The following is a 22,235-nucleotide window of genomic DNA, read 5'->3' on the forward strand; positions in this document are numbered from 1 at the left end:
CAACATCCCGCAGACGGCCGGGATTGCCTATCCCACCCTATAATACTTAAATAAGGTGAATCGGTGGAACATCCATTACATCCGGAGCACCCCCGCTCCAAGAGGAATAAGAATGCCAGAATTAATGGGACTCAAAATCATAAACATGCCTCAGATCTCGCAGGAACTCACACAGTGCGTTCAGTGCGGATACTGTATCGATGTCTGCGAGGCTCACGCCCAGACACCTTGGGACTCAGTCACCCCCAGGGGAAAGATCTACTACCTCAAGCAGCTGGACCTGATGGGACGCGGCGGAATGGACAAGATGCTCGGAAGGCCCGTATCACTCAGCCCTGAGTTCGTTGACGCCATGTACAAGTGCACAGGATGCGGAAACTGTGAGGTTGTCTGTCACGCCAAGATCCGCCTCGTCGACCTCTGGGAGACGATGAGGAAGTGGATGGTGGAGATCGGAATCGGACCCATGCCCGCAGCGGTCATGATGGGAAAGAGCATCCACGCCAACCACAACCCCTACAACGAGCCCGACTCGAAGAGGGATGCATGGTGGCCCGAGGATGTCGAGAGGCACCTCCCTGCTAACGTCATCTTCTTCGCAGGATGTACCGGATCCTACAGGATGCAGCACATCGCACAGGCCGGAGTCAGGGTCCTGGACCGCGCAGGCGTCCAGATGAACTGCCTCGGACCCGACGAGTGGTGCTGTTCGTCACCCCTCATCAGGACAGGAAACGAGAAGGAGTCCACAGACTGCGCCCAGCACAACGTCGAGAAGGCGGATGGAATGGGAGCGAAGGACATGGTCATGACCTGTTCCGGATGCTACAAGACAGTCTCCTGCGACTTCGGAAGGTTCTACGCGAAGGCCGGACAGAACGTCTACCACTTCTCTCAGTACGTGGAGCAGCTCATCAACGACAGGAAGCTCCCGCTGAACAACGAGTTCAACCACAAGGTCACATACCACGACCCCTGCCACCTCGGAAGGCACTCCGGTGTCTACGACGCACCCAGGAACGTCCTCAAGAAGATCAAGGGCGTCGAGTTCGTCGAGATGGAGAGGTCCAGGGAGAACTCCAGGTGCTGCGGTGCCGGAGGAGGATACAAGAGCACATACCCCGATTTCGCTCTCAACATCGGAATCGAGAGGGTGCACGATGCGGAGGAGACCGGAGCGGACGTCCTCGTCAGCTGCTGTCCTTTCTGTGCCCTGAACCTCAGCCAGGCCGCTAAGAAGATCGGCTCGCCCATCAAGGTCATGGATCTCTCACAGGTCCTCCTCGAGGTCACCGCGCCCAAACCCGAAGAGCCCGCAGCGGACAAAGCCTGAAACCCGAACATATCAAAGGGGGCTCCGGCCCCCTATCTTACGTTTTTCATGACATTCCCCGAACTCTGCCCCGACATCGTACGCGTCCTGGCGGAGAAGGGGATAACCGAACCGACACCTCCCCAGGCCGACTCCATCCCCAGGATCATCAGGGGAGAGAACCTGCTTCTCGTGGCCCCGACCGGAATAGGGAAGACGGAGGCCGCCATCCTGCCCATCCTGGAGATGATCAAGAGATCGCAGGGGAAGCCCGGGATCAGATGCATCTACATCACTCCCCTCAGGGCCCTGAACAGGGACATGCTGAAGAGGATGGAGGACTACGGCAGGGAACTGGGCATAACGGTTGGCGTGAGGCACGGGGACACATCCCAAGCCGAGAGGAACAAGCAGTCCGAGCATCCCCCCGAGATCCTAATCACCACTCCGGAGACCCTACAGGTGATGTTCACCGGCAAGAGGCTCGCCCAGCACATGAAGAATGTGGAATGGGTGATCGTGGACGAGATACATGAGCTGGCCAACACCGAGAGAGGGGCCCAGATGAGCGTAGGTCTTGAAAGACTGGTGCTCCTGGCGGGCAACTATCAGAGGATCGGCCTTTCCGCCACCGTCGGTAATATCGAGAATGTAGCGAATTTCCTGGCGGGCAACAACAGGGAGGTCGTCGTGAGGAAGCATGACACCTTCAGGGAATTCGACATAAAGGTCGAGAGCCCAGAGCCTGCCGATAAGGATTCGGAGCTCATCGACAAGCTCCAGAGCGACCCCGACATACTGGCGGTGATGAAGAGAGCCAGACAGATAGTCGAGAGCGGCAATTCCACACTGTTCTTCGTGAACACCAGGGAGACGGCCGAGTGGCTCGCCGCCCGTTACCACCTTTGGGATGACAACATATCGATCGAGGTCCACCACGGATCCCTGTCCAAGGAGAACAGGATGGAGATGGAGGACCGCTTCAAAAGAGGGGACGTGAAGTGCCTCATCTGCACATCGTCCCTGGAATTGGGAATAGATGTCGGTACCACGGAGATGGTAATCCAATACAATTCCCCCAGACAGGTCTCCCGTATGATTCAGCGCGCTGGACGGGCCGGCCACAGGATCGGGGAGGTCATCAGGGCGAAGATAATCGCTACCGCACCTGACGAGGTGGCGGAGGCCATGGTCGTCGCCAGGAAATCAGACTCCAAGGAGCTGGAGTTCTTCGAGGGCAGGGAATGCCCGCTATCAGTGGTGGCCAACCAGCTCATCGCCATGACCATGAGCGGCGCTATGGACAAGGAGCTGGCCTACAAGGTCATGAGGAACGCCTATCCATTCAGGAACCTGACCATGGGTCAGATGCTGGATGTGCTGGAGCAGCTGAAGAGCATCAAGATGGTCTTCGACGACGGCAACACCTTCAAGCGCTCCAAGAAAGGGATGAACTACTTCTACGACAACATCTCGATGATCCCTGACGAGAGGACGTATCTTATCCGCGACATCGGGACCAGGGCAATAATCGGTACGCTGGACGAAAGCTTCGTCGCATCGTTCGCCGAGGAATACGCCATGTTCATCGCCAAAGGACGCACCTGGCGCATAGTCGAGATGAGGGAGGACGAGATCCTGGTCGAGGAGGCCAAGGAGGTTGGTTCAGTCCCGAACTGGGTGGGATCGGATATCCCTGTTCCCTTCGAGATCGCCATGGAGGTCGGCAGGATGAGGAGGCTCAGGAACTTCGGCGACTATCCCGGCGACGAAGGATGCGTGAGGGTCCTGAAGCAATACTTCGCGGAACAGGACGAGAAATCGATCATGCCCACCGACAAGATGGTCACGATAGACCTGGCCCAGCAGATGGCGATAGTCAACTGCTGCTTCGGGAGCAGGGTGAACGAGACTCTGGGGAAGATCTACTCAGCTCTCCTGAGCGCACGCCTCGGGGAATCCATAGGTGTGACGACCGATCCCTACCGTATCATCCTCGAATTGCCCAGATACGTGGACAAGGACACCATGATGAACACCATCAGGTCCGTCAAACCGGGAACCGTGGAAGCATTGGCCAGGATGACCATCCTCAACTCATCGTTCCTGAGATGGAGATTCGTCTATGTGGCGAAGAAGTTCGGTATCGTGGAGAAGGAGGCGGACCATCGCTTCATGAACTTCGGAAGGCTGTTCGACCTCCACAAGGACACACCGGCTTACACCGAGGCGATTAACAAGGTCCTGTGGGAGGATCTGGACATCCCCAACACCGAGAAGGTCGTGAAGATGATCGCCGACGGTGAGATAGAGATGAAGGTCCAGAGGCTGTCGCATATCGCTCTAGAAGGGATCACGAGATCGAAGGAACTGATGCAGCCTGTGCGTGCGGACCATTCCATCCTGATGGCGCTGAAGAAGAGGCTGGAGGATGAGATCCTGTTCGCATCTTGCATGCACTGCGGTTCCCAGACCAGGTTCAGGGTCGGGGATGCCCCGAAGAAATTCAAATGCCCCCAATGCGGAGGAGTTATGATCGCAGCTCTGAAGAACTACGAGAGGGATACGGTGAAGCTGATCAAGGAACCCGCCCTTTCTAAACAGGAGAAGCTGGACCTCCAGAAGATGAGCCGCAATGCGAATCTCATCGCTGAACAAGGCAACAGGGCAGCCCTTGTACTGGCAGGAAGAGGGATCGGCCCGGATACAGCGGCCAGGATCCTTCGTACACTGCACACTGACGAGGATGAGTTCCTCAGAGAGATCATGAATGCGGAGATACTCTTCGCGAAGAACAAGAGATTCTGGGATTGATATTCATCTGACCTTGTTGGTCAGAGTGCCCACGTTCTGAATTTTCGCTACGACGGTGTCACCGGGCTTGATCTCGGATACACCTTCAGGTGTGCCCGTGATTAGGATGTCGCCCTCGTACATCGTGATGAACCTGGAGACGTAAGAGACCATCCATGGCAGGGTGAAGATCATGTTGGCGGTGTTGCCCTTCTGCCTGACCTCGCCGTTGACCGTCAGCTCGAGTTCTAGGTTCTGCAGGTCGCCTGCGTTCTCGATCGGCACGGGATCGGACATCGGTCCGAAGGTGTCCATGCCCTTGGCCAAATCCCATGTGTTGCCTTCATCACGTGCCTTCCACTGCATATCCCTGGCGGACACATCATTGAAAACAGCTACATGGGAGATGTATGACATCGCGTCCTTCTCAGAGACGTCCTTGCAGTCCTTTCCGTAGATGAGCGCCAGTTCCACCTCGTGCTGCACATTCGTCACACCTTCCGGGATCACTATCTCGTCACCGTCTCCAATCAAGCAACTGGTGGGTTTGAAGAATATCGTAGGCACCTCAGGGAGCTTGGACTTGAGCTCGGAGACATGCGATTTGTAGTTCCATCCGATGCAGACGATCTTAGTAGGTTTCATATGAATCCGCCTTTGACCGTGAACTCCGGCTTCTTCTCCTTCTCGGTGACATCCTTCAGCTTGACGGATTTGCCGTAGAATCCCTGGGCGATCACATAGACCTCCGAAGATGTAGGTCTGGACGCATCCGGCGAATGGACCTTAACCGATTGGAAGCGCTTCTCAAGCTCTTCCTTCAGCGAATCGAACATGTCTCCCATGAAGACCTTCATGACCAGCTTCCCTTCCTTCTTCAGGATGCGGTCGCAGACATCGACAGCGAACATGCAGAGATTGATGGATCTGGCGTGATCGGTTGAATAATGGCCGGCGATATTGGGCGCCATATCGGATAGGACGACGTCCGCCTTCCCGTGGAACCTGTTGAGGAGCTCCCTCATGGTGGAATCCTCGGTGATGTCGCCGATGATGAACTCCACGCCGTCCATGGGCTTGATATACCTCAGGTCGACACCGATGACATGGCCGTTGGGCCAGGTCCTCTCCTGGGCGACCTGACACCATCCTCCGGGACATGCTCCCAGGTCCACAACTGAGTCGCCTTCCTTGAAAATGCCGAACCTCTCGTCGATCTGGATGAGCTTGAAGGATGCCCTGGAGCGGTAATTGAGCTTCTTGGCGAGCTTGTAGTAGTGCTCGTTCCTCCTCTCTGCAACCCAACGGTCGTGTAGGTCGGCCATGAATCTGGTTACGGGGTTCTCATATTAAGGTTGTCGGGAATGCTCCAACCCTCCCCATCGTCAGCTTGAGCACCTTTTGGATGACATACACGCTGACATCCGACATTGATGCATCTGCGTCGTAAATTTCGATTTGTTCAGGTAAAGAATGCGAAATTATACCTGAGTAGCGAACGATAATCGACGCCTGACCACGATTCGTACCTGAATTATCCCATGAATAGATTATATGCGAACATGCCAATCCCCCTCCATCATGTCCAACATCATCATACTGAATGCAGCCGCAAGGAAGAACGGAAACACGGCCGCCCTGGTCGAATCGTTCACCAAGGGAGCCAAGGAATCCGGGAACTCTGTGAAGGAGTTCTACCTTCAGACAATGAGCATCCGCGGATGCCTCGCATGCATGGGATGCACCCGCAATGCGGATCCATGCGCTCAGAAGGATGAGATGACGCAGATCTACGACGCATTCAAGGAGTGCGATGTCGTGGTCCTGTCCTCGCCTGTGTACTTCCTGGGAGTGGCCGGACCCCTCAAGACCACCGTCGACAGATTGTTCGCGATGTTCTCCAAATACGGCTTCGAGGCCTGCCAGAGGGACTGCGCCCTGCTGATGACATCGGACGATCCGCAGTATGACCTGTCGGTGGATTGGTACAGGAACTTCGTGGACAGCGTGGGATGGAACAGCCTCGGAGAGGTACTGGGATCCGGAGGGACCCAACAGGCCCACGACCTCGGTGCATCGATCAACTGACGATTTGTGGCGTATCCAAAGGAAGTGCCTCCGTGATAGAACTGCAGTTCGATATGTATCAAAGCGCCGCCATCGGTGCGATAGTTCTAGTTTTCGGAGGATACCTCATCAACAAGATCCCTGCGCTCAGGAAGTTCTGCATACCCGCAGCGGTGGTAGGCGGACTCATCTTCTCTCTGGCGATGCTGATATTGCATTCCGGGAGCGTGGCCGAGATCACCTTCGACGAGACGATCAAGGACATCTGCATGAGAGTGTTCTTCTGCTCGGTGGGTTTCATGGCATCCTTCAAGATGCTGAAGTCCGGCGGCAGGATCCTCGTGGTCATGGTCATCCTGGCCCTCATGATGGTCGTCATGCAGGATGTCATAGGCATCGTGAGCGTGAGCGCGTTCGGCCTGGACCCCAAGTACGGATTGGCCCTGGGCTCGATATCGTTGACAGGCGGTCACGGAACGGCAGCAGCCTACGGCCAGGTCCTTGTGGAGGACTACGGACTCGTGGGAGGCGATGTCGTTGCCATAGCGGCCGCGACGTTCGGACTGGCCATAGCAGGTATGCTGGGCGGACCCCTTGGAAGGCGCCTTGTGAAGAAACACAATCTCGTTTCCGAAGGAGAGATCGATGAAAAGGAGGAGATGAAGGAGAGGATCATATCGCCGCATGAATTCCTGGTCGCTTTCCTTCTGCTGGTGATCTGTATGGGTCTGGGAACCCTCATCAACAATGCCTTGAGCATGGTCGGAATTGCATTGCCGACCTATCTGGGGGCATTGATCGTGGCGATAATCGTCAGGAATGTGGCCGATGTCCTCGGTTTCACCCTGCCCAACAAGGAGATCGAGACCATAGGATGGGTCTGCCTCAGTCTGTTCCTCTCCATGGCCCTCATGTCCATCAAGCTGTGGCAGCTGGCGGATCTGGCGGCCGTGATGGTGATCACCCTCCTCATACAGACGGTGGCGCTGAGCATCTTCGCCTACCATCTGGTGTTCAGATTCACCGGTGCCAACTTCGATTCGGCCGCACTGGTATCGGGAACAATGGGGTTCGGTATGGGTGCGACGCCGAACGCCGTCGCCAACGTTGAAGCGATGATATCGGAGAACGGTCCCGCCCCGGTCGCCTACTTCATAGTGCCCCTCATAGGAGGGGTCTTCATGGACCTCATCAACGTCAGCGTTCTGACGGTCCTGCTGAACGTACTGTGATCATTCCGGGATCTCGAATCCCAAGGCCAGATACTCTTCCTTGGAGAACCTGTGATAGGTCACCCGTCCCAATTCTTCTGAAAGACAGTACACATCGTCATCCAGCCCTTCAGGGAAAGTCAGTATCCAGTCGAAATCGATGTAGCCCGACTTCACCATCTTGGAATCCGGATACCTGCTGCCGATGTATTCCTTCACGGCATCGATGCCTGTCCCGCCTTTGGTGATCGTCACCATGTCCCTGATGGTTTCCTTGACGGGCATCTTCGATATGCGGACACAATCCTTCTCGCTGACTGTCACCCTCAGACGCTGTGGCAGCCTCTCCAGTAACATATCCGGGAAATCGGCTGCGGCATGACGGAACTCATCCTCGATGGGATCATCGCTCTCGAAAGGATAGTAGAGCGACACGCTCCCGTAGGAATCCCCGATCTTCAGATACATCTCCTGGATGGTGGTGATCACCCTGGAGAACAGTTCGTCTCCGTTCATATGGTGCACTCATCGTTGATGTCCGCCTTTGGAGGTTTCAATCCCTCGATTACGGTGCCTGTCTTTTGACAGTAATCCCAAAGCGCCGCATGGATTGCTTCCTCCGCCAGAAGGGAGCAGTGTATCTTGACAACAGGGAGTCCGTCCAGAGCCTGCATTACCGCCTTGTTGGTGATCTCCATGGCCTCCTGCACGGATTTGCCTTTGACCATCTCTGTGGCCATGCTGCTGCTGGCGACGGCTGCTCCGCACCCGAAGGTCTTGAACTTGCAATCCCTGATGATTCCGTTCTCATCGATGTTGAGGAAGATCCTCATTATGTCCCCGCACTTCGCGTTTCCGACCGTTCCCACTCCCGAGGGATTCTCGATCTCCCCGACATTCCTGGGGTTGGTGAAGTGGTCGATCACCTTGTCGCTGTATTCTCCGTCGTACATGTTCACTCCCTCTGTTTTCTGATAAAATCGTCATATAGCGGAGAGATGGCCCTCATGCTCTCTACCGTCTGCTTCAGACAGTCGGCCGCATAGTCTATCTGCTCCATGGTGGTGCCCTCCGGTATCGATACCCTGATGGAACCGTGGGCTATCTCGTGCGGAAGTCCGATCCCCAACAGCACATGGGAAGGGTCGAGCGATCCTGATGCGCATGCGGATCCTGTTGAGATGAAAACGCCTTTCATGCCCAGGCTCATCAGCATGGACTCCCCCTCGATGAACTCGAAGCTGAAGTCCGCGTTGCTTGGAAGCCTCTTGTCCCTTGAACCGTTGAGCCTGGAATACGGAATCTCGGTAAGGACACGGTCGATGAGATGGTCGCGGAGTTCCGTGAGCTTTGTCGCGTTGTCGGCCATTTCCCTACATGAGATCTCGGCTGCGACTCCCATCCCGACTATGCCGGGAACGTTCGTCGTACCTGCCCTGCGGCCTTCTTCCTGCTCCCCTCCATGCATGAAAGGAGGCAGTCTGATCCCCTTCTTCACGTAAAGGAAGCCGACACCTTTGGGTGCACCGAACTTGTGGCCGCTGGCACTCATCATATCAATATCCATGGACTTGACATCGAGCGGGATGTGTCCGAATGCCTGCACCGCATCCGTATGGAACAGGATGCCCTTCTCATGCGCGAGTTTCCCTATCTTCGCGATAGGCTGTATGGAACCGATCTCATTGTTCGCTGTCATCACCGAGATCAGAACTGTATCCGGTCTGATGGCCTTCTCCAGCTCATCCATTCTGATGATTCCATCGGAATCCACCCCGACTCTCGTCACCTCGAATCCCCTCTTCTCCAGATAGTAGGAGGTCTCCAGGATCGCATGGTGCTCTATGGTGGAGATTATCAGATGCTTTCCCTTCTTCTCCAGCATCTCCATTCCGGAGATTAGAGCCCAGTTGTCCGATTCGGTACCGCCTGAAGTGAAGAATATCTCCGACGGGTCCGCATTGATGCATGACGCTATCTGCTCCCTGGCCTTCTTCACCGCCGCCCTGGGGTTCCTTGACATCGCGTGGATGCTGGACGGATTCGCGTATTCGTCCATGAAATACGGGAGCATGGCATCCAGTGCCTCTTTCTTCATGCGTGCGGTCGCTGCATTATCAAGATATACGTTCTGCATAACTGTCATCCTCTGATCTTTCCGGCTTTGCCGATGTCGTAAGGCGTGAGCTGATAGACATAATAGTTCAGCCAATTGGTGAAAATCAATGTGGAATAGCTCCTCCAGCTCAGGATAGGGTCGAACTGGGGATCGTCACCCGGATAGTAGTTCACCGGGAAGGCCGGGGTTATTCCTTTTGCGACATCCCTCTGATATTCGTTGGCCAGAGTGTTGAGGTCGTATTCCATGTGCCCCGTGATGTAGATCTCCGCGTTGTCGGAGATCACGACAGCCACATCCCTGTTGTCGTCGATGGCTGCGATGTGGAGCTTCGGGCAGGCGAGGATATCGTCCGCTAGGACGGTGGCGTATCTGGACTGAGGCACTCTGAAGATGTCGTCGATCCCTCTCATGAGAGGCTCGCTGGGCATCGTGTTCCTATATCCGAAGATACCCGCCTTCTTGGCAGGAAGGGATTGCTTCCCGATGCCGTAGTTGTGGTAGAGCCCGGCAAGTGACGCCCAGCAGATGTAGATGGTGGTGGTCACGTGCGTCTTGGACCAATCCATGATAGCACAGAGCTCATCCCAGTAGTCCACCTCCTCGAACTCGATGTCCTCCAGCGGGGCCCCGGTGATGATCAGACCGTCCAGATTGCCTTCCTTGATGTCATCGAATGTCCTGTAGAACCTCTCCAGGTATTCGTGGGAGGTGTTCTTGGAATCATGTGTCGCCGGGATCAGCAAGGTGATGTCTATCTGGAGAGGGGTGTTGCTGAGTAGCCTCATGAGCTGAATCTCGGTTTCCACCTTCGTAGGCATAAGATTCAATATTCCTATCTTAAGAGGCCTGATATCCTGACTTAGAGCCCTCGTCTCCTTCATCACGAATATGTTCTCATCCTCCAGGGCCTTGAAGGCCGGGAGTCCGTCTGGTATGTTGATCGGCATCTGCTCCACCTATCCACCTCAACCCAAACTGCGTATTTAGTAATTCCTACCAATTTAATAGGTAGGTTTTTATCCAACATTCTTGTTATAGCCTTTGGTGAACCAATGACAACACCGAATGGATACAAACTCGAGACACTGCAGGTACATGCTGGTCAGGAGGAGGCCGATCCTGCGACCGACTCCCGCGCTGTACCCATCTATATGACCACATCCTACGTATTCAAGGACTCGGCGACTGCGGCAGGACGCTTCGCACTCACCGAACCCGGTAACATCTACACAAGGCTCATGAACCCCACCTCTTCCGTACTGGAGGAGAGAATTGCAGCTTTGGAAGGAGGAGTGGCGGCTCTGGCGACATCGTCAGGCTCTTCGGCCATAACGTATGCCATACAGAACATAGCCTTGGCAGGCGACCATGTCGTCGCGTCTACCAACCTCTATGGGGGTACATTCAATCTATTGGCCAACACGCTCAGGGAACAGGGCATCGAGACCACTTTCGTCGACCCTTCCGATCCCGAGAACTTCAGGAAAGCGATCAAGAAGAACACCAAGCTGCTGTACACCGAGGTGCTGGGGAACCCCAACTCCGATGTCGCCGATATCGATGCGATCTCCAAGATAGCGCATGGGAACGGGATCCCTCTGATCGTCGACAGCACGTTCAGCCCTCCTTCGGTCTTCAGGCCGATAGAGCACGGAGCGGACATCGTGGTGCACTCCGCGACCAAATTCATCGGCGGTCACGGTGTGGCGATGGGAGGTGTGATAGTCGACAGCGGCAACTTCGACTGGGCACAGAACGACAAGTTCCCGACTCTCTCCAAACCGAATCCGTCCTACCACGGAGTGGTGTTCACGGAAGCCGTCGGCAAGGCTGCATTCGTCGTGAAGATCCGCACCACCCTCATGAGGGACCAGGGAGCCGCCATCTCACCGTTCAACTCTTTCCTCCTGCTGTTGGGATTGGAGACGCTGTCCCTCCGTACGGACCGTCACATCGAGAACGCGCTGAAGGTGGTGGAATTCCTCAAGAACCATCCTCAGGTGGAGAAGGTCAACCATCCCTCTTTGGAGACTGGAAAGAAGAAGGAGCTCTACGACAGGTACTTCCCCAAAGGAGCGGGATCTATCTTCACCTTCGAGATCAAAGGGGATGCGGACACGGCGAAGAAATTCACAGAATCGCTGAAGCTTTTCTCCCTCCTGGCCAACGTGGCGGACGTAAAATCCCTGGTGATACACCCCGCATCCACGACGCATTCGCAGCTGGACGAGAAGGATCTGCTGGCATGCGGGATCAAACCGACGACCATACGCCTGTCGATCGGAACGGAGCACATAGACGATATCATAAACGACCTCAAACAAGGATTCGAAGCAGTCAAAGAGTGAGATACATGTTGTACACATCGATAGATCAAACGATCGGAGGAACTCCCCTGGTGGAGCTCAAAAGGATAAAACAGGAGCTGGGGCTGAAGGCCAACATCTACGGTAAGATAGAGTTCTTCAACCCGGCCGGTTCCGTCAAGGACAGGATCGCGAAGGCGATGATCGACGAACTGGAGAAGCAGGGTAAGATAAACAAGGACACTGTCCTCATCGAACCGACCTCCGGGAACACCGGTATCGCCCTGGCATCGATAGCGACCGCCCGCGGCTACAAGATCAAACTGGTCATGCCCGAGACCATGTCCATCGAGCGCCGCAAGCTCATCCAGGCTTACGGGGCAGAACTGGTCCTTACAGAGGGGGCCAAGGGAATGAAGGGAGCAGTTGCGAAAGCCGAGGAGCTGGTGAAGGAGATCCCCAACTCTGTGATACCCGGACAGTTCGTGAATCCTGCCAACCCCGAGATCCACTTCAAGACGACCGGCCCGGAGATCTACAAGGATCTGGACGGGAAGGTCGACATCCTGGTGGCCGGAGTCGGTACCGGAGGTACAATCTCGGGAACAGGGAAGTATCTGAAATCCAAGAACCCGAACGTGAAGGTCGTGGCTGTGGAGCCCAAGGGATCACCTCTCCTCTCCGAGGGCAAGACCGGGCCTCACAAGATACAGGGAATCGGTGCGGGATTCGTCCCCGACACCCTCGATACCGGGATCTACGACCAGGTCATCGCCGTAGAGGATAACGATGCATTCATAAACGGTAGACTCATTGGAAAGACCGAGGGCATCCTCGTAGGGATCTCCGCCGGAGCGGCATTGGCTGCGGCCATCCAGCTGGCGAAGGATCCCGCCAACGAGGGCAAGAACATCGTCGCGATATTCGCCGACACGGGCGAGAGGTATCTGTCCACAGCACTGTTCGAGGCATGAAATGAGTTATCTGGTATCCACAAAGGGAAGGTACGCGTTGCGCGTGATGCTTGACATGGCCGAGCAGGGCGAGGGCGCCACCGTCCCTTTGAAGGATATCGCCGAGAGACAGGAACTGTCCCTCAAGTACCTGGAATCCATAATGCCGAACCTAAAGGAATCCGGTCTGGTGACCGGTGTGGCAGGCAAGGGCGGCGGTTACAAGCTGTCCAAGCCTGCCGACCAGTATACGGTCGGCGAGATCCTCAGGGTATCCGAGGACCAGATGGCCCCTGTGGCATGCCTCACTGGAGGATTCGTCTGCCCCAAGGCGGACACCTGCAAGACCCTTCCCATGTGGAAGAAGCTGGACGATATCATGTCCGACTATCTAGACACCGTCAAGCTGACGGATCTCATGTGAAGCTTTTCCAGAGCACAATCCCAACCCATAAAAACCCTCTATCCATACCCTTCTCCAGAGGATCACGATGAGCGGTTGGACCTACGAGAAATCGGGCGTGAGCATCGATCAGAAATCGAACGCGATCAAGGCATTGGTCGACAAGCTGGAGTACAAGAGGGATGGCATCGGTCAGAACGTCCGCATGCCCGGACTCTTCGCAAGCCTGATCGATTTCGGAGACAAGTACATCACACTCGCCACAGACGGTGTCGGTACGAAGCTCATGATCGCCGAGGCCTTGAACAAATGGGACACCGTAGGTATAGACTGCATCGCCATGAACGTCAACGACACCATCTGCGTGAACGCGGAGCCCACTTCTTTCGTTGACTACATCGCCATCGACAAGCCCAACGAGGACATCACCAAGGAGATCGGTATCGGACTCCAGAAGGGTGCGGAGCTGTCCAACATGGAGATCGTCGGAGGGGAGATAGCCGTCCTCCCCGAGATCGTGAACGGCGTCGACCTCTCGGGAACCTGCCTCGGATACGTGGAGAAGGACAAGATCATCACCGGATCCACCTGCGAGGAGGGTGACCTCATCGTATCCCTGAGATCCTCCGGAATCCACTCAAACGGACTTACACTGGCAAGGAAGATCGTAGAGGCCAACAACATCGGTTGGAACGACAAGGTATCCGGTCTGTCCAAGACCATCGGAGAAGAGCTCCTCACACCCACCGAGATCTATGTCAAGCAGGTCCTCGAGATCACCTCCAACTTCAACGTCCACGGATTGGTGGACATCACCGGCGGCGGACTGAGGAACATCCTCCGTATGAGGAAGGGACTCCAGTACGTCATCAGCGATCCCGTCAAGCCCGCGCCCATCTTCACCAAGCTCCAGGAGCTGGGAGAGGTCGAGGACAAGGAGATCTACCAGACCCTCAACATGAGCATGGGATTCACCATAATCGCCCCTGCCGAGGATGCTGAGCAGATCGCGAAGAAGTATCAGAACGCCGAGGTAGTCGGACGCGTCCAGAAGGGCGACGGGGTACTGTTGGAACCCGGAAACATACTGTACGATCACTACTGATCAGCTCAGCCTGTTCAGGTTGAGCTCGGCCAGCTGTATTAGCGAGGTCTTGTACTCGCTGTCGGGGATAACGGAAAGACAGTCCACAGCCTCATCTACATAATCCTTGATGATCAGCTTGCAGTCATCCACGGCCTCGGTCTGGAGGATCATATCGCGGATCTCGTCCAGAGAGGCTCCCTTCTTGATCTTTCCGCGGATCTTGTTGCCGATCTTGACGTCGCGGATGGCAAGGATTGTGGGCAGTGTTATGACCCCTTCGCTGAGGTCCCTCATAGCCGTCTTACCGGAGACCTTCTCGGAACCGAACAGGTCTATGAGATCGTCCGCTATCTGGAATGCCATGCCGTACAGCTGTCCGAAGCGTCCCATCTCCTCGATGAGCTCGTCGGATGCACCTGCTGCTATGGCGCCGGTCTTTGCACATTCGGCCAGGAAGGCCGCTGTCTTACCGGAGATGACCTGATAGTACTCCTGCTCGAGGATGTCCAGGTCGAACTTGTGGTTGTACTGGAGGAACTCGCTGTCCGCAAGGGACGAACCCATGTCGATGATGCTCTGCAGGAGCTGAGGGTTTGAATCGAACAGTGACATCGCCTTGACCAGCATGACATCCCCTGTCGTGAGTGCCTTGCGGACACCGTACTTCCTGTACGTCGCAAGCTTCCCGCGGCGGTTCTCGCTCTCATCGTTGATGTCGTCGTGGATCAGTGTGGCCATGTGTGCCAGCTCTGCCGCTGCGGCGTACTTCTTGGCATGGATGTCGGGCTTCTTACCGCATGCATTGCACACGAGCAGGACCATAGAGGGACGTATGAGCTTGCCGGGAGAATCGAGTGCGTAGTCCATGACTTCCTGCACCTCCGCATTCCCGTCGCGGGTGGCCTCACGCATGATCTTGGAAACTTCCACCAGATCATCGGAGATAACATCTTGCCAGCCGCGAGATCCCTCAGCCATAGGCCACGGATGCGCTCGGTATTATAATAAAATTGGTCATGACGAAGCCTTCTATCCAGGGGGTTCACGTGTCGAGGAACGACATAGAGTAGGATATCGATGAGGTCTTCCTAGGTCATGCTCTCGTGAAGTATTGACGTTGTCAGGCGGGTTGAACAGAATTTAGTTCATGCCCTTGTTCTTCTCTCCTTGCAACGGCCAAGCCGGATTATAGGCAAGAGTGCCGCATTGACCCCAGATGAAGTGACTGGAATGCGGTCAGTAGTTGAGCTTGGAGTATAGCGCCCCGACCACGGATCCAAGGGCTGCGCATGTCTCTAACGAGAATCCCCCGGTGGTGATGTCCAAGTTGTATCTCGGGATCTTCATGACATCCTTGGGCACTCCGTGCGGGCCTATGCCGAACACAAGGAGGATGCTCTGGCCGTTCTCCACCATGTCCGTGAGCTGCCCCACGGTCACCTTCTTGGATTCCTCGGCCCTGCATGTGGTGAGCACGGGCTCGCCGAGCTGCGGAGGGAAACCCTTTGAGGGATAGGGGTACTTCTGGAAGCGCCCCTTCTCGGCGAGGTCCACGAAGTAGTCGCCGTGATGGCCGATGCTGGTGGTTCCGGCGATCCAATTGGCCACCTCCACCGGCGTGCGGGTGTCCTCCGGGATCGGGAAACCGAAAAGAGCCAGATTCATATCGAAGGCCATGGCGAGGTCCCCTGCACGTGCGATGATGCGCCTGTGAGGCTCCCTGAAGTTCTGATCGTAGGAGTTGTACAGACCTATGGTTATCCTTCCTCTTCCCATCGCTCCTTCCTCCTCCTTCCGACTATAGCGTAAGCGTCTCCGTCCATGAAGATCTCGTACTCGGGATACTGCTTCTGCAGCTCGGCCACCTTGTTTATGACCTGCATCATCGTCATGCTCTCCTCGCGGAAGTTTATGAAGATGCGGTCGGGTTCCATGAGATGGCCTCAAAACGATATGATAGAAGAGATGGTGCCGTGAGCCGGGCTCGAACCAGCGACTTCGTGATCTTCAGTCACGCACTCTCCCAACTGAGTTACCACGGCGCAATTTCCCCCTATGGACATTCTATTTATAAGCCTTTTTGAACCTTTCCAGGGGGCTTGAGCCCCCTTTCAGGTTCACTGTTGGTTGTCTCCGCCCTCGGGTGCTGGGGCCTCCTCGGCGGGAGCCTCGATGTCCTCGGGCTCCGCATCCTCGGCCATGACAGGCTCGACAGCGATGATCTTGTCGCCGTCGCGCATGTCCATTACCCTCACTCCCTTGGCGTTGCGTCCGGTCTCGCGGATGCTGTCGGTCTGCATGCGGATGATCTTTCCGCTCTTGGACTGCAGCATGAGCTCATCGCCGTTGACGACCTTCCTGACGCTCACGACGTTTCCGTTGCGCTCGTCGGTCTTGATGGTGATGACTCCCTTTCCTCCGCGCTTGGTCTTGCGGTAATCGTCCACGTCGGAGATCTTACCGTATCCGTTCTCGGACACCGTCAGCAGCTTGTCGCCGGGTTTCACCACTGCCATGGACACGACCCTGTCACCGTCGGAGAGGGTCATTCCCTTGACTCCCATGGTGTCACGGCCGAGAGGCCTGGCGTCGGTCTCGTCGAACCTGACTGCCTGTCCTCCTGCGGATGCGATGATGATCTGGTCCTCACCGTCCGTGATTCCCATTCCGATCAGCTCGTCGCCCTCGTCCAGCTTGATGGCCTTGATTCCCCTGGACCTGACGTTTCCGTATGCGGACATCACGGTCTTCTTGAACAGTCCGTTCCTGGTGCAGAACACCAGGTACCTGTCGTCGGGGAAGTCGTGGGTGGTGATGGAGTTGATGATCTTCTCGTCCTCCTCTAGATCGGGGATCAGGTTGACGATCGGCTTACCCTTGGCCTGCCTGCTTCCCTCGGGGATCCTGTATCCCTTCAGCCACTGCATGCGTCCCTTGTTGGTGATGAAGAGGATGTAGTCGTGCGACATCATGACGAACATGGCTGCCACGTGATCCTCCTCCTTGGTCTGCATAGCCGTGAGGCCGACTCCGCCCCTGGACTGCGCCCTGTAGGTGTTCAGCGGGATCCTCTTGATGTAGTTGTCATTGGAGACCGTGACGACGACCTTCTCGTTGGGGATCAGGTCCTCCTCGTCGGCATCGATCTCGTTGGGATCGATCTCGGTGCGGCGCTCGTCTCCGTAGGTCTCGGACATGTTCTTGAGCTCGTCCTTGATGATGTTCAGGACCCTCTGCTCGTGAGCGAGGATGTCCTTCAGGTCATCCATCAGGATCCTCAGCTGCTCGTACTCCTGCTTGATGGAGTCCAACTCGAGTCCGGTCAGCTTCTGGAGCCTCATGTCCAGGATGGCCTTGGCCTGCTCCTGGTCGATGCCCAGCAGATTCTGCAGCCCGAGGTTGGCCGCCTCACCGTCCGCGGATTCGCGGATGAGTGCGATGGTCTCGTCCAGCATGTTGATGGCCTTCATCAGACCCTCGAGTATGTGGAACCTCTTCGCCGCCTGGTCCAGCTCGTACTGCGTCCTCCTGGTGACGACGGACTTCCTGTGCTTGATGTACTGGACGATGAGCTCCTTCAGACCGAGGAGGGCGGGCTTGTTGTCCACCAGTGCGATGTTGATGACACCGTAGGTGATCTCCATGTTGGTCTTCCTCCAGAGGTTCTCGAGGACGACGTTGGGGATCGCATCCTTGTGGAGCTCGATGACTATGCGCATTCCGTGCCTGTCCGATTCATCCCTGAGATCTGTGATACCTTCGATCTCCTTGTCCTTCACGCGGTCGGCGATCTGGATGATCAGCATGGCCTTGTTGACCTGGTAGGGGATCTCGTCGACGATGATCCTGGTCTTTCCGTTGTCCATGTCCTCGAAGTGGACCTTGGACCTTACCCTGAGCTTTCCCTTTCCGGTCTCGTATGCGGACCTGATTCCGGAGAGTCCGTAGATGGTTCCTCCGGTGGGGAAATCGGGACCCTTGACGTACTGCATCAGGTCGTCCACGGTCGCCTCGGGGTTGTCGATCGTGTATGTGATGGCGTTGCAGACCTCGGTGAGGTTGTGGGGCGGCATCTTGGTCGCCATTCCGACGGCGATACCGTCTGATCCGTTCACCAGCAGGTTGGGGAACTTGGACGGGAGGACGGAAGGCTCCTTCAGGGAACCGTCGTAGTTGTCCACCATGTCCACGGTCTCCTTGTCCAGATCCAGCAGGAGATCGCTGGCCATCTTGGTCATCCTGGCCTCTGTGTAACGCATGGCCGCGGCCGAGTCTCCGTCGACCGAACCGAAGTTACCCTGTCCGTCCACCAGAGTATACCTGAGGGAGAAGGGCTGCGCGAGCCTGACCATCGCCTCGTACGCGGCGGAATCGCCGTGGGGGTGGTACTTTCCTAAAACCTCTCCGACAACTGTGGCGGACTTCTTGTGGGGCCTGTTGTAGGTGAGACCGATCTGGTCCATCGCGTACAGGATCCTCCTGTGGACCGGCTTCAGTCCGTCACGGACGTCCGGAAGGGCACGTCCTACTATGACACTCATGGAGTAGTCGATGTAGGAGCGCTGCATCTCCTGCTCGACCGTCTGGTTGATTATCCTCTTTGTGGGTTGCTGTTCCTCGTCCATGGTATCACACATCCAGGTTGATCACTTCGTGTGCATGCTCGATGATGAACTCCCTCCTGGGCTCCACATCGTCGCCCATGAGGACTGAGAACATCTGGTCGGCCAGTATGGCGTCCTCGATGTAGACCTTCTTCATCACCCTGTTCTCGGGGTCCATGGTCGTCTCCCACAGCTGCTGGGGGTTCATCTCTCCCAGACCCTTGTACCTTGAGACGTTGCATCCCTGGCCCAGCTCCTCGATGGCCTTGGCCATCTCCTCGTCGTTGTAGCAGTAGATCTGCTTCTTGCCCTTGTAGACCCTGTAGAGAGGCGGCATGGCGATGTAGACGTTGCCGTTCTCTATGAGGGGCCTCATCTGCCTGTAGAACAGCGTCAGGAGTAGGGTACAGATGTGCGCTCCGTCGACATCCGCATCGGTCATGATGACGATGCTGTGGTACCTGATCTTGGTGATGTCGAACTCCTTTCCGATACCTCCGCCGATCGCTATGGCGAGGTTCTTGATCTCCTCATGGTCGAGGAGCTTGTCGGGACGGGCCTTCTCCACGTTCAGGATCTTTCCCCTGAGGGGCATGATGGCCTGGAACGCACGGTCCCTTCCCTGCTTGGCGGATCCTCCTGCGGAGTCTCCCTCGACGATGTACAGCTCGCACAGCGACGGGTCCTTCTCGGAGCAGTCGGCGAGCTTTCCGGGGAGGCTCGTGGTCTCAAGGACCCCCTTCCTCCTTGTGGCATCCCTTGCCTTCCTTGCCGCTTCCCTGCCCTCGTAGGCGGAGACGGCCTTCCTGATGATCTGCTGGGCGATGGCGGGGTTCTCGAGCAGGAATTCGGAGAGCTTCTCGTTCATCAGGCTGCTGACCGCTCCCTGGGCCACGCTGCTTCCCAGCTTGGCCTTGGTCTGTCCCTCGAACTGGGGCTCGGACATCTTGATGCTGACGATGGCCGTCAGTCCCTCACGGATATCCGTTCCCTCAAGGACCAGGTCCTTCAGCAGGTTGTTCGCCTTGCCGTAATCGTTAGCGGTCTTGGTCAGGGATGTCCTGAATCCTGTGAGATGCGTTCCTCCCTCGGGGGTGTAGATCGTGTTCACGAAGGAGTCGATCTCCTCGTTGTACCCGTCGGTCCACTGCATCGCGATATCGATGGCGACTCCGTTCCTCTCCCCGGAAATACGGATGGGATTGGGGTGCAGCGGAGTCTTGGACCTGTTCAGGTACTGCACGAACTCCGAGACTCCTCCGTCGTAGTGGAAGGTCTCGGTCCTGCCCGTGCGCTTGTCGGTGAAGACTATGGTGGCCTCGCTGTTCAGGAATGCCTGGTTGCGGAACCTGTTCTGCAATGTAGAATAATCGAACTCGGTGGTCTCGAATACGTCTCCGTCCGGCCAGAATTGGATCGTCGTACCGTGCCTGTCAGACTCCCCGATCTCCTCTACGGGTCCGTCGGGGATACCGATCTGGTAGGACTGCCTCCACCTCTTGCCCATACGGTCGACGGTGGCAATGAGCTTCTTGGAGAGGGCGTTCACGACGGATACTCCCACTCCGTGGAGTCCTCCGGACACCTTGTAGGAGTTCTGGTTGAACTTTCCTCCTGCATGAAGGTCCGTGAGACACATCTCTAGTCCGGACTTGCCCTCCTCCTGGTTGATCTCGGTGGGGATTCCCCTTCCGTCATCAACCACGGTGATTGAGCCGTCCTCGTTTATGGTGACCTCGACGCGCGTGGCGAATCCTGCCATGACCTCGTCGATACCATTGTCCACGACCTCGTAGACGCAATGGTGGAGTCCGCGCGTATCTGTGGACCCGATGTACATCCCGGGTCTCTTCCTGACGGCCTCGAGGCCCTTTAACGCGACGATGCTGTCCGCGTTGTACTCCTCTTCGGCCTTCTGTATGTTCCCATCCATGGTCATGCTTTTCCGTATCCCCCGTTTGTATATAATGTATGCGCGCGTATGTGTGCGCCCGCACGCGCACATTCCCAACTTTGATATACCCCGCCAGAAGATGTCTGGACGATAATCTATGAGCACCATAATGGAAGAGGCTCGCAGAGGAGTCGTATCGCCCCTAATCAAGGAGATCGCGAGACAGGAGAAGGTGAGCGAGGAGTTCGTCAGGAACGGAATCGCCTCCGGAAGGATCTGCGTACCGCACAACCCCATACACGACTGCGAACCCAGGGCCATAGGCCAAGGCATGTCTGTCAAGATCAACGTCAACCTGGGAACGTCCAGGGACATGGTCGACGTGGAGATGGAGTCCAAGAAACTGAAGGTCGCCATAGAGTACGGTGCCGATGCTGTGATGGATCTGAGCACCGGAGGGGACATAGACGCCATAAGGGCGAGGCTCATAGGTGAGTGTCCTGTCATGATGGGTTCCGTCCCGATTTACGAGACCGGAGTTCACGCCGCCAGGAAGAACGCCATCGTGGAGATGACCGAGGACGACATCTTCAACGGCATAGAGAGGCATGCGAAGGACGGAATGGACTTCATGACGGTGCACTGCGGAATCACGAAGGATACCGTCCAATGGCTCAAGAAGAGCGACAGGATCACCGATGTCGTGTCAAGAGGAGGATCGTTCCTCACGGCTTGGATCCTTCACAACGACGAGGAGAATCCCCTCTACAAGAACTTCGACTATCTGTTGGAGATGGCGAGGAAATACGAGTTCACACTGTCCCTCGGGGACGGTTTCAGACCGGGCTGCATCGACGATGCGAGCGACCAGGCTCAACTGTCAGAATTGATGACGCTGGGTCATTTGGTTAAGAGGGCCCGCGAGGCAGGTGTTCAGAGCATGGTTGAGGGCCCGGGTCACATGCCTTTGGACCAGGTCCCGATGAACATGCAGCTTGAGAAGAGGCTCTGCCATGAGGCCCCATTCTACGTCCTTGGACCGTTGGTCACGGACATAGCTCCGGGTTACGATCACATCGTAGGCGCCATAGGAGGCGCCGTAGCGGCCCAGAACGGGGCCGATTTCCTATGTTACGTCACTCCGGCGGAGCATCTGTCCCTTCCAGACCTTGACGACGTCAGAGAGGGCGTTATCGCGTCCAAGATCGCCGCCCATGTCGGGGACCTTTCAAGGGGCATCGGCAGGGAGAGAGACACCAGGATGGCCCACGCCAGGAAGGAGCTGGACTGGCAGACCATGTTCGAGACCTGCATCGACGAGGAGAAGGCCAGAAGGTACAGGAAGAGAGGCTGCACGGAGGAAAGCGAGGGATGCTCCATGTGCGGCGACGTATGCGCCATCAAGATCGTCAACGTCTACATGAACGGGGACAAGCCCGGCAAGAAGGATTCTCCCAAAGAGGATTGTTGAAAGGTCTGAAGA

The 22,235-nt window shown here is 56.2% G+C and carries 20 protein-coding genes and 1 tRNA gene; 9 read left to right on the forward strand and 12 right to left on the reverse strand.

Translation table 11 applies throughout. The annotated features are described in order from the left end of the window. The first annotated feature begins 112 nt into the window (after positions 1-112). Both PED39_02180 and PED39_02185 read left to right on the forward strand, forming a co-directional pair. Positions 113-1,333, forward strand: coding sequence for a (Fe-S)-binding protein (locus PED39_02180; protein WII08026.1), 1,221 nt, complete (start codon positions 113-115; stop codon positions 1,331-1,333). 48 nt (positions 1,334-1,381) lie between these two features. Further along, entirely contained in the window at positions 1,382-4,126 is a 2,745-nt protein-coding gene (locus PED39_02185; protein WII08027.1) for a DEAD/DEAH box helicase, read from the forward strand. 3 nt (positions 4,127-4,129) lie between these two features. On the opposite strand, the gene PED39_02190 is transcribed toward PED39_02185, so the two are convergent. Both PED39_02190 and PED39_02195 read right to left on the reverse strand, forming a co-directional pair. Further along, complete coding sequence (locus PED39_02190) at positions 4,130-4,750, reverse strand: fumarylacetoacetate hydrolase family protein (GenBank protein WII08028.1); 621 nt, start codon at positions 4,748-4,750, stop codon at positions 4,130-4,132. After that, on the reverse strand, positions 4,747-5,430 hold the full coding sequence (locus PED39_02195; GenBank protein WII08029.1) for an RlmE family RNA methyltransferase: 684 nt from the start codon (positions 5,428-5,430) through the stop codon (positions 4,747-4,749). The genes PED39_02190 and PED39_02195 overlap by 4 nt, the downstream gene beginning before the upstream one ends. A gap of 256 nt (positions 5,431-5,686) precedes the next feature. On the opposite strand from PED39_02195, the gene PED39_02200 reads away from it, so the two are divergent. Both PED39_02200 and gltS read left to right on the forward strand, forming a co-directional pair. Further along, the gene (locus PED39_02200) at positions 5,687-6,193 is read left to right on the forward strand and encodes a flavodoxin family protein (GenBank protein WII08030.1); all 507 of its coding nucleotides are present in this window, start codon (positions 5,687-5,689) and stop codon (positions 6,191-6,193) included. 53 nt (positions 6,194-6,246) lie between these two features. Beyond that, complete coding sequence (gltS, locus tag PED39_02205; protein ID WII08031.1) at positions 6,247-7,404, forward strand: sodium/glutamate symporter; 1,158 nt, start codon at positions 6,247-6,249, stop codon at positions 7,402-7,404. Here gltS and PED39_02210 read toward each other — a convergent pair whose 3' ends face one another. Genes PED39_02210 through metA form a run of 4 tightly spaced genes read right to left on the reverse strand, consistent with a single transcriptional unit; the run spans position 7,405 to position 10,452 of the window. After that, a complete protein-coding gene (locus PED39_02210) occupies positions 7,405-7,899 on the reverse strand; it encodes a DUF3877 family protein (protein WII08032.1) in 495 nt (164 codons plus the stop codon). After that, the gene (gene nifU / locus PED39_02215) at positions 7,896-8,336 is read right to left on the reverse strand and encodes a Fe-S cluster assembly scaffold protein NifU (GenBank protein WII08033.1); all 441 of its coding nucleotides are present in this window, start codon (positions 8,334-8,336) and stop codon (positions 7,896-7,898) included. Before nifU ends, PED39_02210 begins: the two co-directional genes overlap by 4 nt. Positions 8,337-8,338: 2 nt before the next feature. After that, positions 8,339-9,520, reverse strand: a complete 1,182-nt coding sequence (nifS, locus tag PED39_02220) for a cysteine desulfurase NifS (protein ID WII08383.1) — start codon at positions 9,518-9,520, stop codon at positions 8,339-8,341. A gap of 5 nt (positions 9,521-9,525) precedes the next feature. Then, positions 9,526-10,452, reverse strand: a complete 927-nt coding sequence (metA, locus tag PED39_02225) for a homoserine O-succinyltransferase (protein ID WII08034.1) — start codon at positions 10,450-10,452, stop codon at positions 9,526-9,528. A 105-nt stretch (positions 10,453-10,557) separates the two neighbouring features. Here metA and PED39_02230 point away from each other — a divergent pair, with 105 nt between their 5' ends. The 4 genes from PED39_02230 (at position 10,558) to purM (ending at position 14,272) form a co-directional block, all read left to right on the forward strand. Next, positions 10,558-11,853: an O-acetylhomoserine aminocarboxypropyltransferase/cysteine synthase gene (locus tag PED39_02230; protein ID WII08035.1), complete on the forward strand. Its 1,296-nt coding sequence runs from the start codon at positions 10,558-10,560 to the stop codon at positions 11,851-11,853. A gap of 5 nt (positions 11,854-11,858) precedes the next feature. Next, positions 11,859-12,785, forward strand: coding sequence for a cysteine synthase A (gene cysK / locus PED39_02235; GenBank protein ID WII08036.1), 927 nt, complete (start codon positions 11,859-11,861; stop codon positions 12,783-12,785). Position 12,786: 1 nt separating this feature from the next. Next, a complete protein-coding gene (locus PED39_02240) occupies positions 12,787-13,188 on the forward strand; it encodes an RrF2 family transcriptional regulator (GenBank protein WII08037.1) in 402 nt (133 codons plus the stop codon). Between the two features lie 67 nt (positions 13,189-13,255). Next, positions 13,256-14,272, forward strand: coding sequence for a phosphoribosylformylglycinamidine cyclo-ligase (purM, locus tag PED39_02245; GenBank protein ID WII08038.1), 1,017 nt, complete (start codon positions 13,256-13,258; stop codon positions 14,270-14,272). Here purM and PED39_02250 read toward each other — a convergent pair whose 3' ends face one another. The 6 genes from PED39_02250 to gyrB form a co-directional block, all read right to left on the reverse strand. Next, positions 14,273-15,232: a polyprenyl synthetase family protein gene (locus PED39_02250; protein ID WII08039.1), complete on the reverse strand. Its 960-nt coding sequence runs from the start codon at positions 15,230-15,232 to the stop codon at positions 14,273-14,275. 258 nt (positions 15,233-15,490) lie between these two features. Beyond that, complete coding sequence (locus tag PED39_02255) at positions 15,491-16,030, reverse strand: DUF531 family protein (GenBank protein ID WII08040.1); 540 nt, start codon at positions 16,028-16,030, stop codon at positions 15,491-15,493. Beyond that, complete coding sequence (locus tag PED39_02260; protein WII08041.1) at positions 16,012-16,188, reverse strand: hypothetical protein; 177 nt, start codon at positions 16,186-16,188, stop codon at positions 16,012-16,014. The genes PED39_02255 and PED39_02260 overlap by 19 nt, the downstream gene beginning before the upstream one ends. A 32-nt stretch (positions 16,189-16,220) precedes the next feature. Beyond that, a tRNA-Phe gene (locus tag PED39_02265) sits at positions 16,221-16,296 on the reverse strand. A 75-nt stretch (positions 16,297-16,371) separates the two neighbouring features. Continuing rightward, positions 16,372-18,879 carry a DNA gyrase subunit A gene (gyrA, locus tag PED39_02270; GenBank protein WII08042.1) on the reverse strand — a complete coding sequence of 836 codons (2,508 nt, stop codon included), beginning with the start codon at positions 18,877-18,879 and terminating at the stop codon, positions 16,372-16,374. A gap of 4 nt (positions 18,880-18,883) precedes the next feature. Next, positions 18,884-20,797 carry a DNA topoisomerase (ATP-hydrolyzing) subunit B gene (gene gyrB, locus PED39_02275; protein ID WII08043.1) on the reverse strand — a complete coding sequence of 638 codons (1,914 nt, stop codon included), beginning with the start codon at positions 20,795-20,797 and terminating at the stop codon, positions 18,884-18,886. Between the two features lie 112 nt (positions 20,798-20,909). Between gyrB and thiC the strand changes: the two genes are divergently transcribed. Then, positions 20,910-22,223 (forward strand): phosphomethylpyrimidine synthase ThiC, encoded by a 1,314-nt coding sequence (gene thiC, locus PED39_02280; protein ID WII08044.1) that lies wholly within the window; start codon positions 20,910-20,912, stop codon positions 22,221-22,223. Positions 22,224-22,235: the final 12 nt, after the last annotated feature.

The sequence above is a fragment of the Methanomassiliicoccales archaeon LGM-RCC1 genome (genome assembly GCA_030168575.1).
In the GTDB taxonomy this organism is placed as follows: domain Archaea; phylum Thermoplasmatota; class Thermoplasmata; order Methanomassiliicoccales; family Methanomethylophilaceae; genus Methanoprimaticola.

Coding starts and splice junctions, on each gene's coding strand:
- metA (WII08034.1), bottom strand. CDS start 10,452: ATGCCGATCAACATACCAGACGGACTCCCGGCCTTCAAGGCCCTGGAG.
- gyrA (WII08042.1), bottom strand. CDS start 18,879: ATGGACGAGGAACAGCAACCCACAAAGAGGATAATCAACCAGACGGTC.
- gltS (WII08031.1), top strand. CDS start 6,247: ATGTATCAAAGCGCCGCCATCGGTGCGATAGTTCTAGTTTTCGGAGGA.
- PED39_02240 (WII08037.1), top strand. CDS start 12,787: ATGAGTTATCTGGTATCCACAAAGGGAAGGTACGCGTTGCGCGTGATG.
- nifS (WII08383.1), bottom strand. CDS start 9,520: ATGCAGAACGTATATCTTGATAATGCAGCGACCGCACGCATGAAGAAA.
- PED39_02180 (WII08026.1), top strand. CDS start 113: ATGCCAGAATTAATGGGACTCAAAATCATAAACATGCCTCAGATCTCG.
- PED39_02260 (WII08041.1), bottom strand. CDS start 16,188: ATGGAACCCGACCGCATCTTCATAAACTTCCGCGAGGAGAGCATGACG.
- PED39_02250 (WII08039.1), bottom strand. CDS start 15,232: ATGGCTGAGGGATCTCGCGGCTGGCAAGATGTTATCTCCGATGATCTG.
- PED39_02195 (WII08029.1), bottom strand. CDS start 5,430: ATGGCCGACCTACACGACCGTTGGGTTGCAGAGAGGAGGAACGAGCAC.
- PED39_02190 (WII08028.1), bottom strand. CDS start 4,750: ATGAAACCTACTAAGATCGTCTGCATCGGATGGAACTACAAATCGCAT.
- PED39_02200 (WII08030.1), top strand. CDS start 5,687: ATGTCCAACATCATCATACTGAATGCAGCCGCAAGGAAGAACGGAAAC.
- PED39_02210 (WII08032.1), bottom strand. CDS start 7,899: ATGAACGGAGACGAACTGTTCTCCAGGGTGATCACCACCATCCAGGAG.
- PED39_02255 (WII08040.1), bottom strand. CDS start 16,030: ATGGGAAGAGGAAGGATAACCATAGGTCTGTACAACTCCTACGATCAG.
- PED39_02185 (WII08027.1), top strand. CDS start 1,382: ATGACATTCCCCGAACTCTGCCCCGACATCGTACGCGTCCTGGCGGAG.
- purM (WII08038.1), top strand. CDS start 13,256: ATGAGCGGTTGGACCTACGAGAAATCGGGCGTGAGCATCGATCAGAAA.
- thiC (WII08044.1), top strand. CDS start 20,910: ATGAGCACCATAATGGAAGAGGCTCGCAGAGGAGTCGTATCGCCCCTA.
- cysK (WII08036.1), top strand. CDS start 11,859: ATGTTGTACACATCGATAGATCAAACGATCGGAGGAACTCCCCTGGTG.
- nifU (WII08033.1), bottom strand. CDS start 8,336: ATGTACGACGGAGAATACAGCGACAAGGTGATCGACCACTTCACCAAC.
- gyrB (WII08043.1), bottom strand. CDS start 20,797: ATGACCATGGATGGGAACATACAGAAGGCCGAAGAGGAGTACAACGCG.
- PED39_02230 (WII08035.1), top strand. CDS start 10,558: ATGACAACACCGAATGGATACAAACTCGAGACACTGCAGGTACATGCT.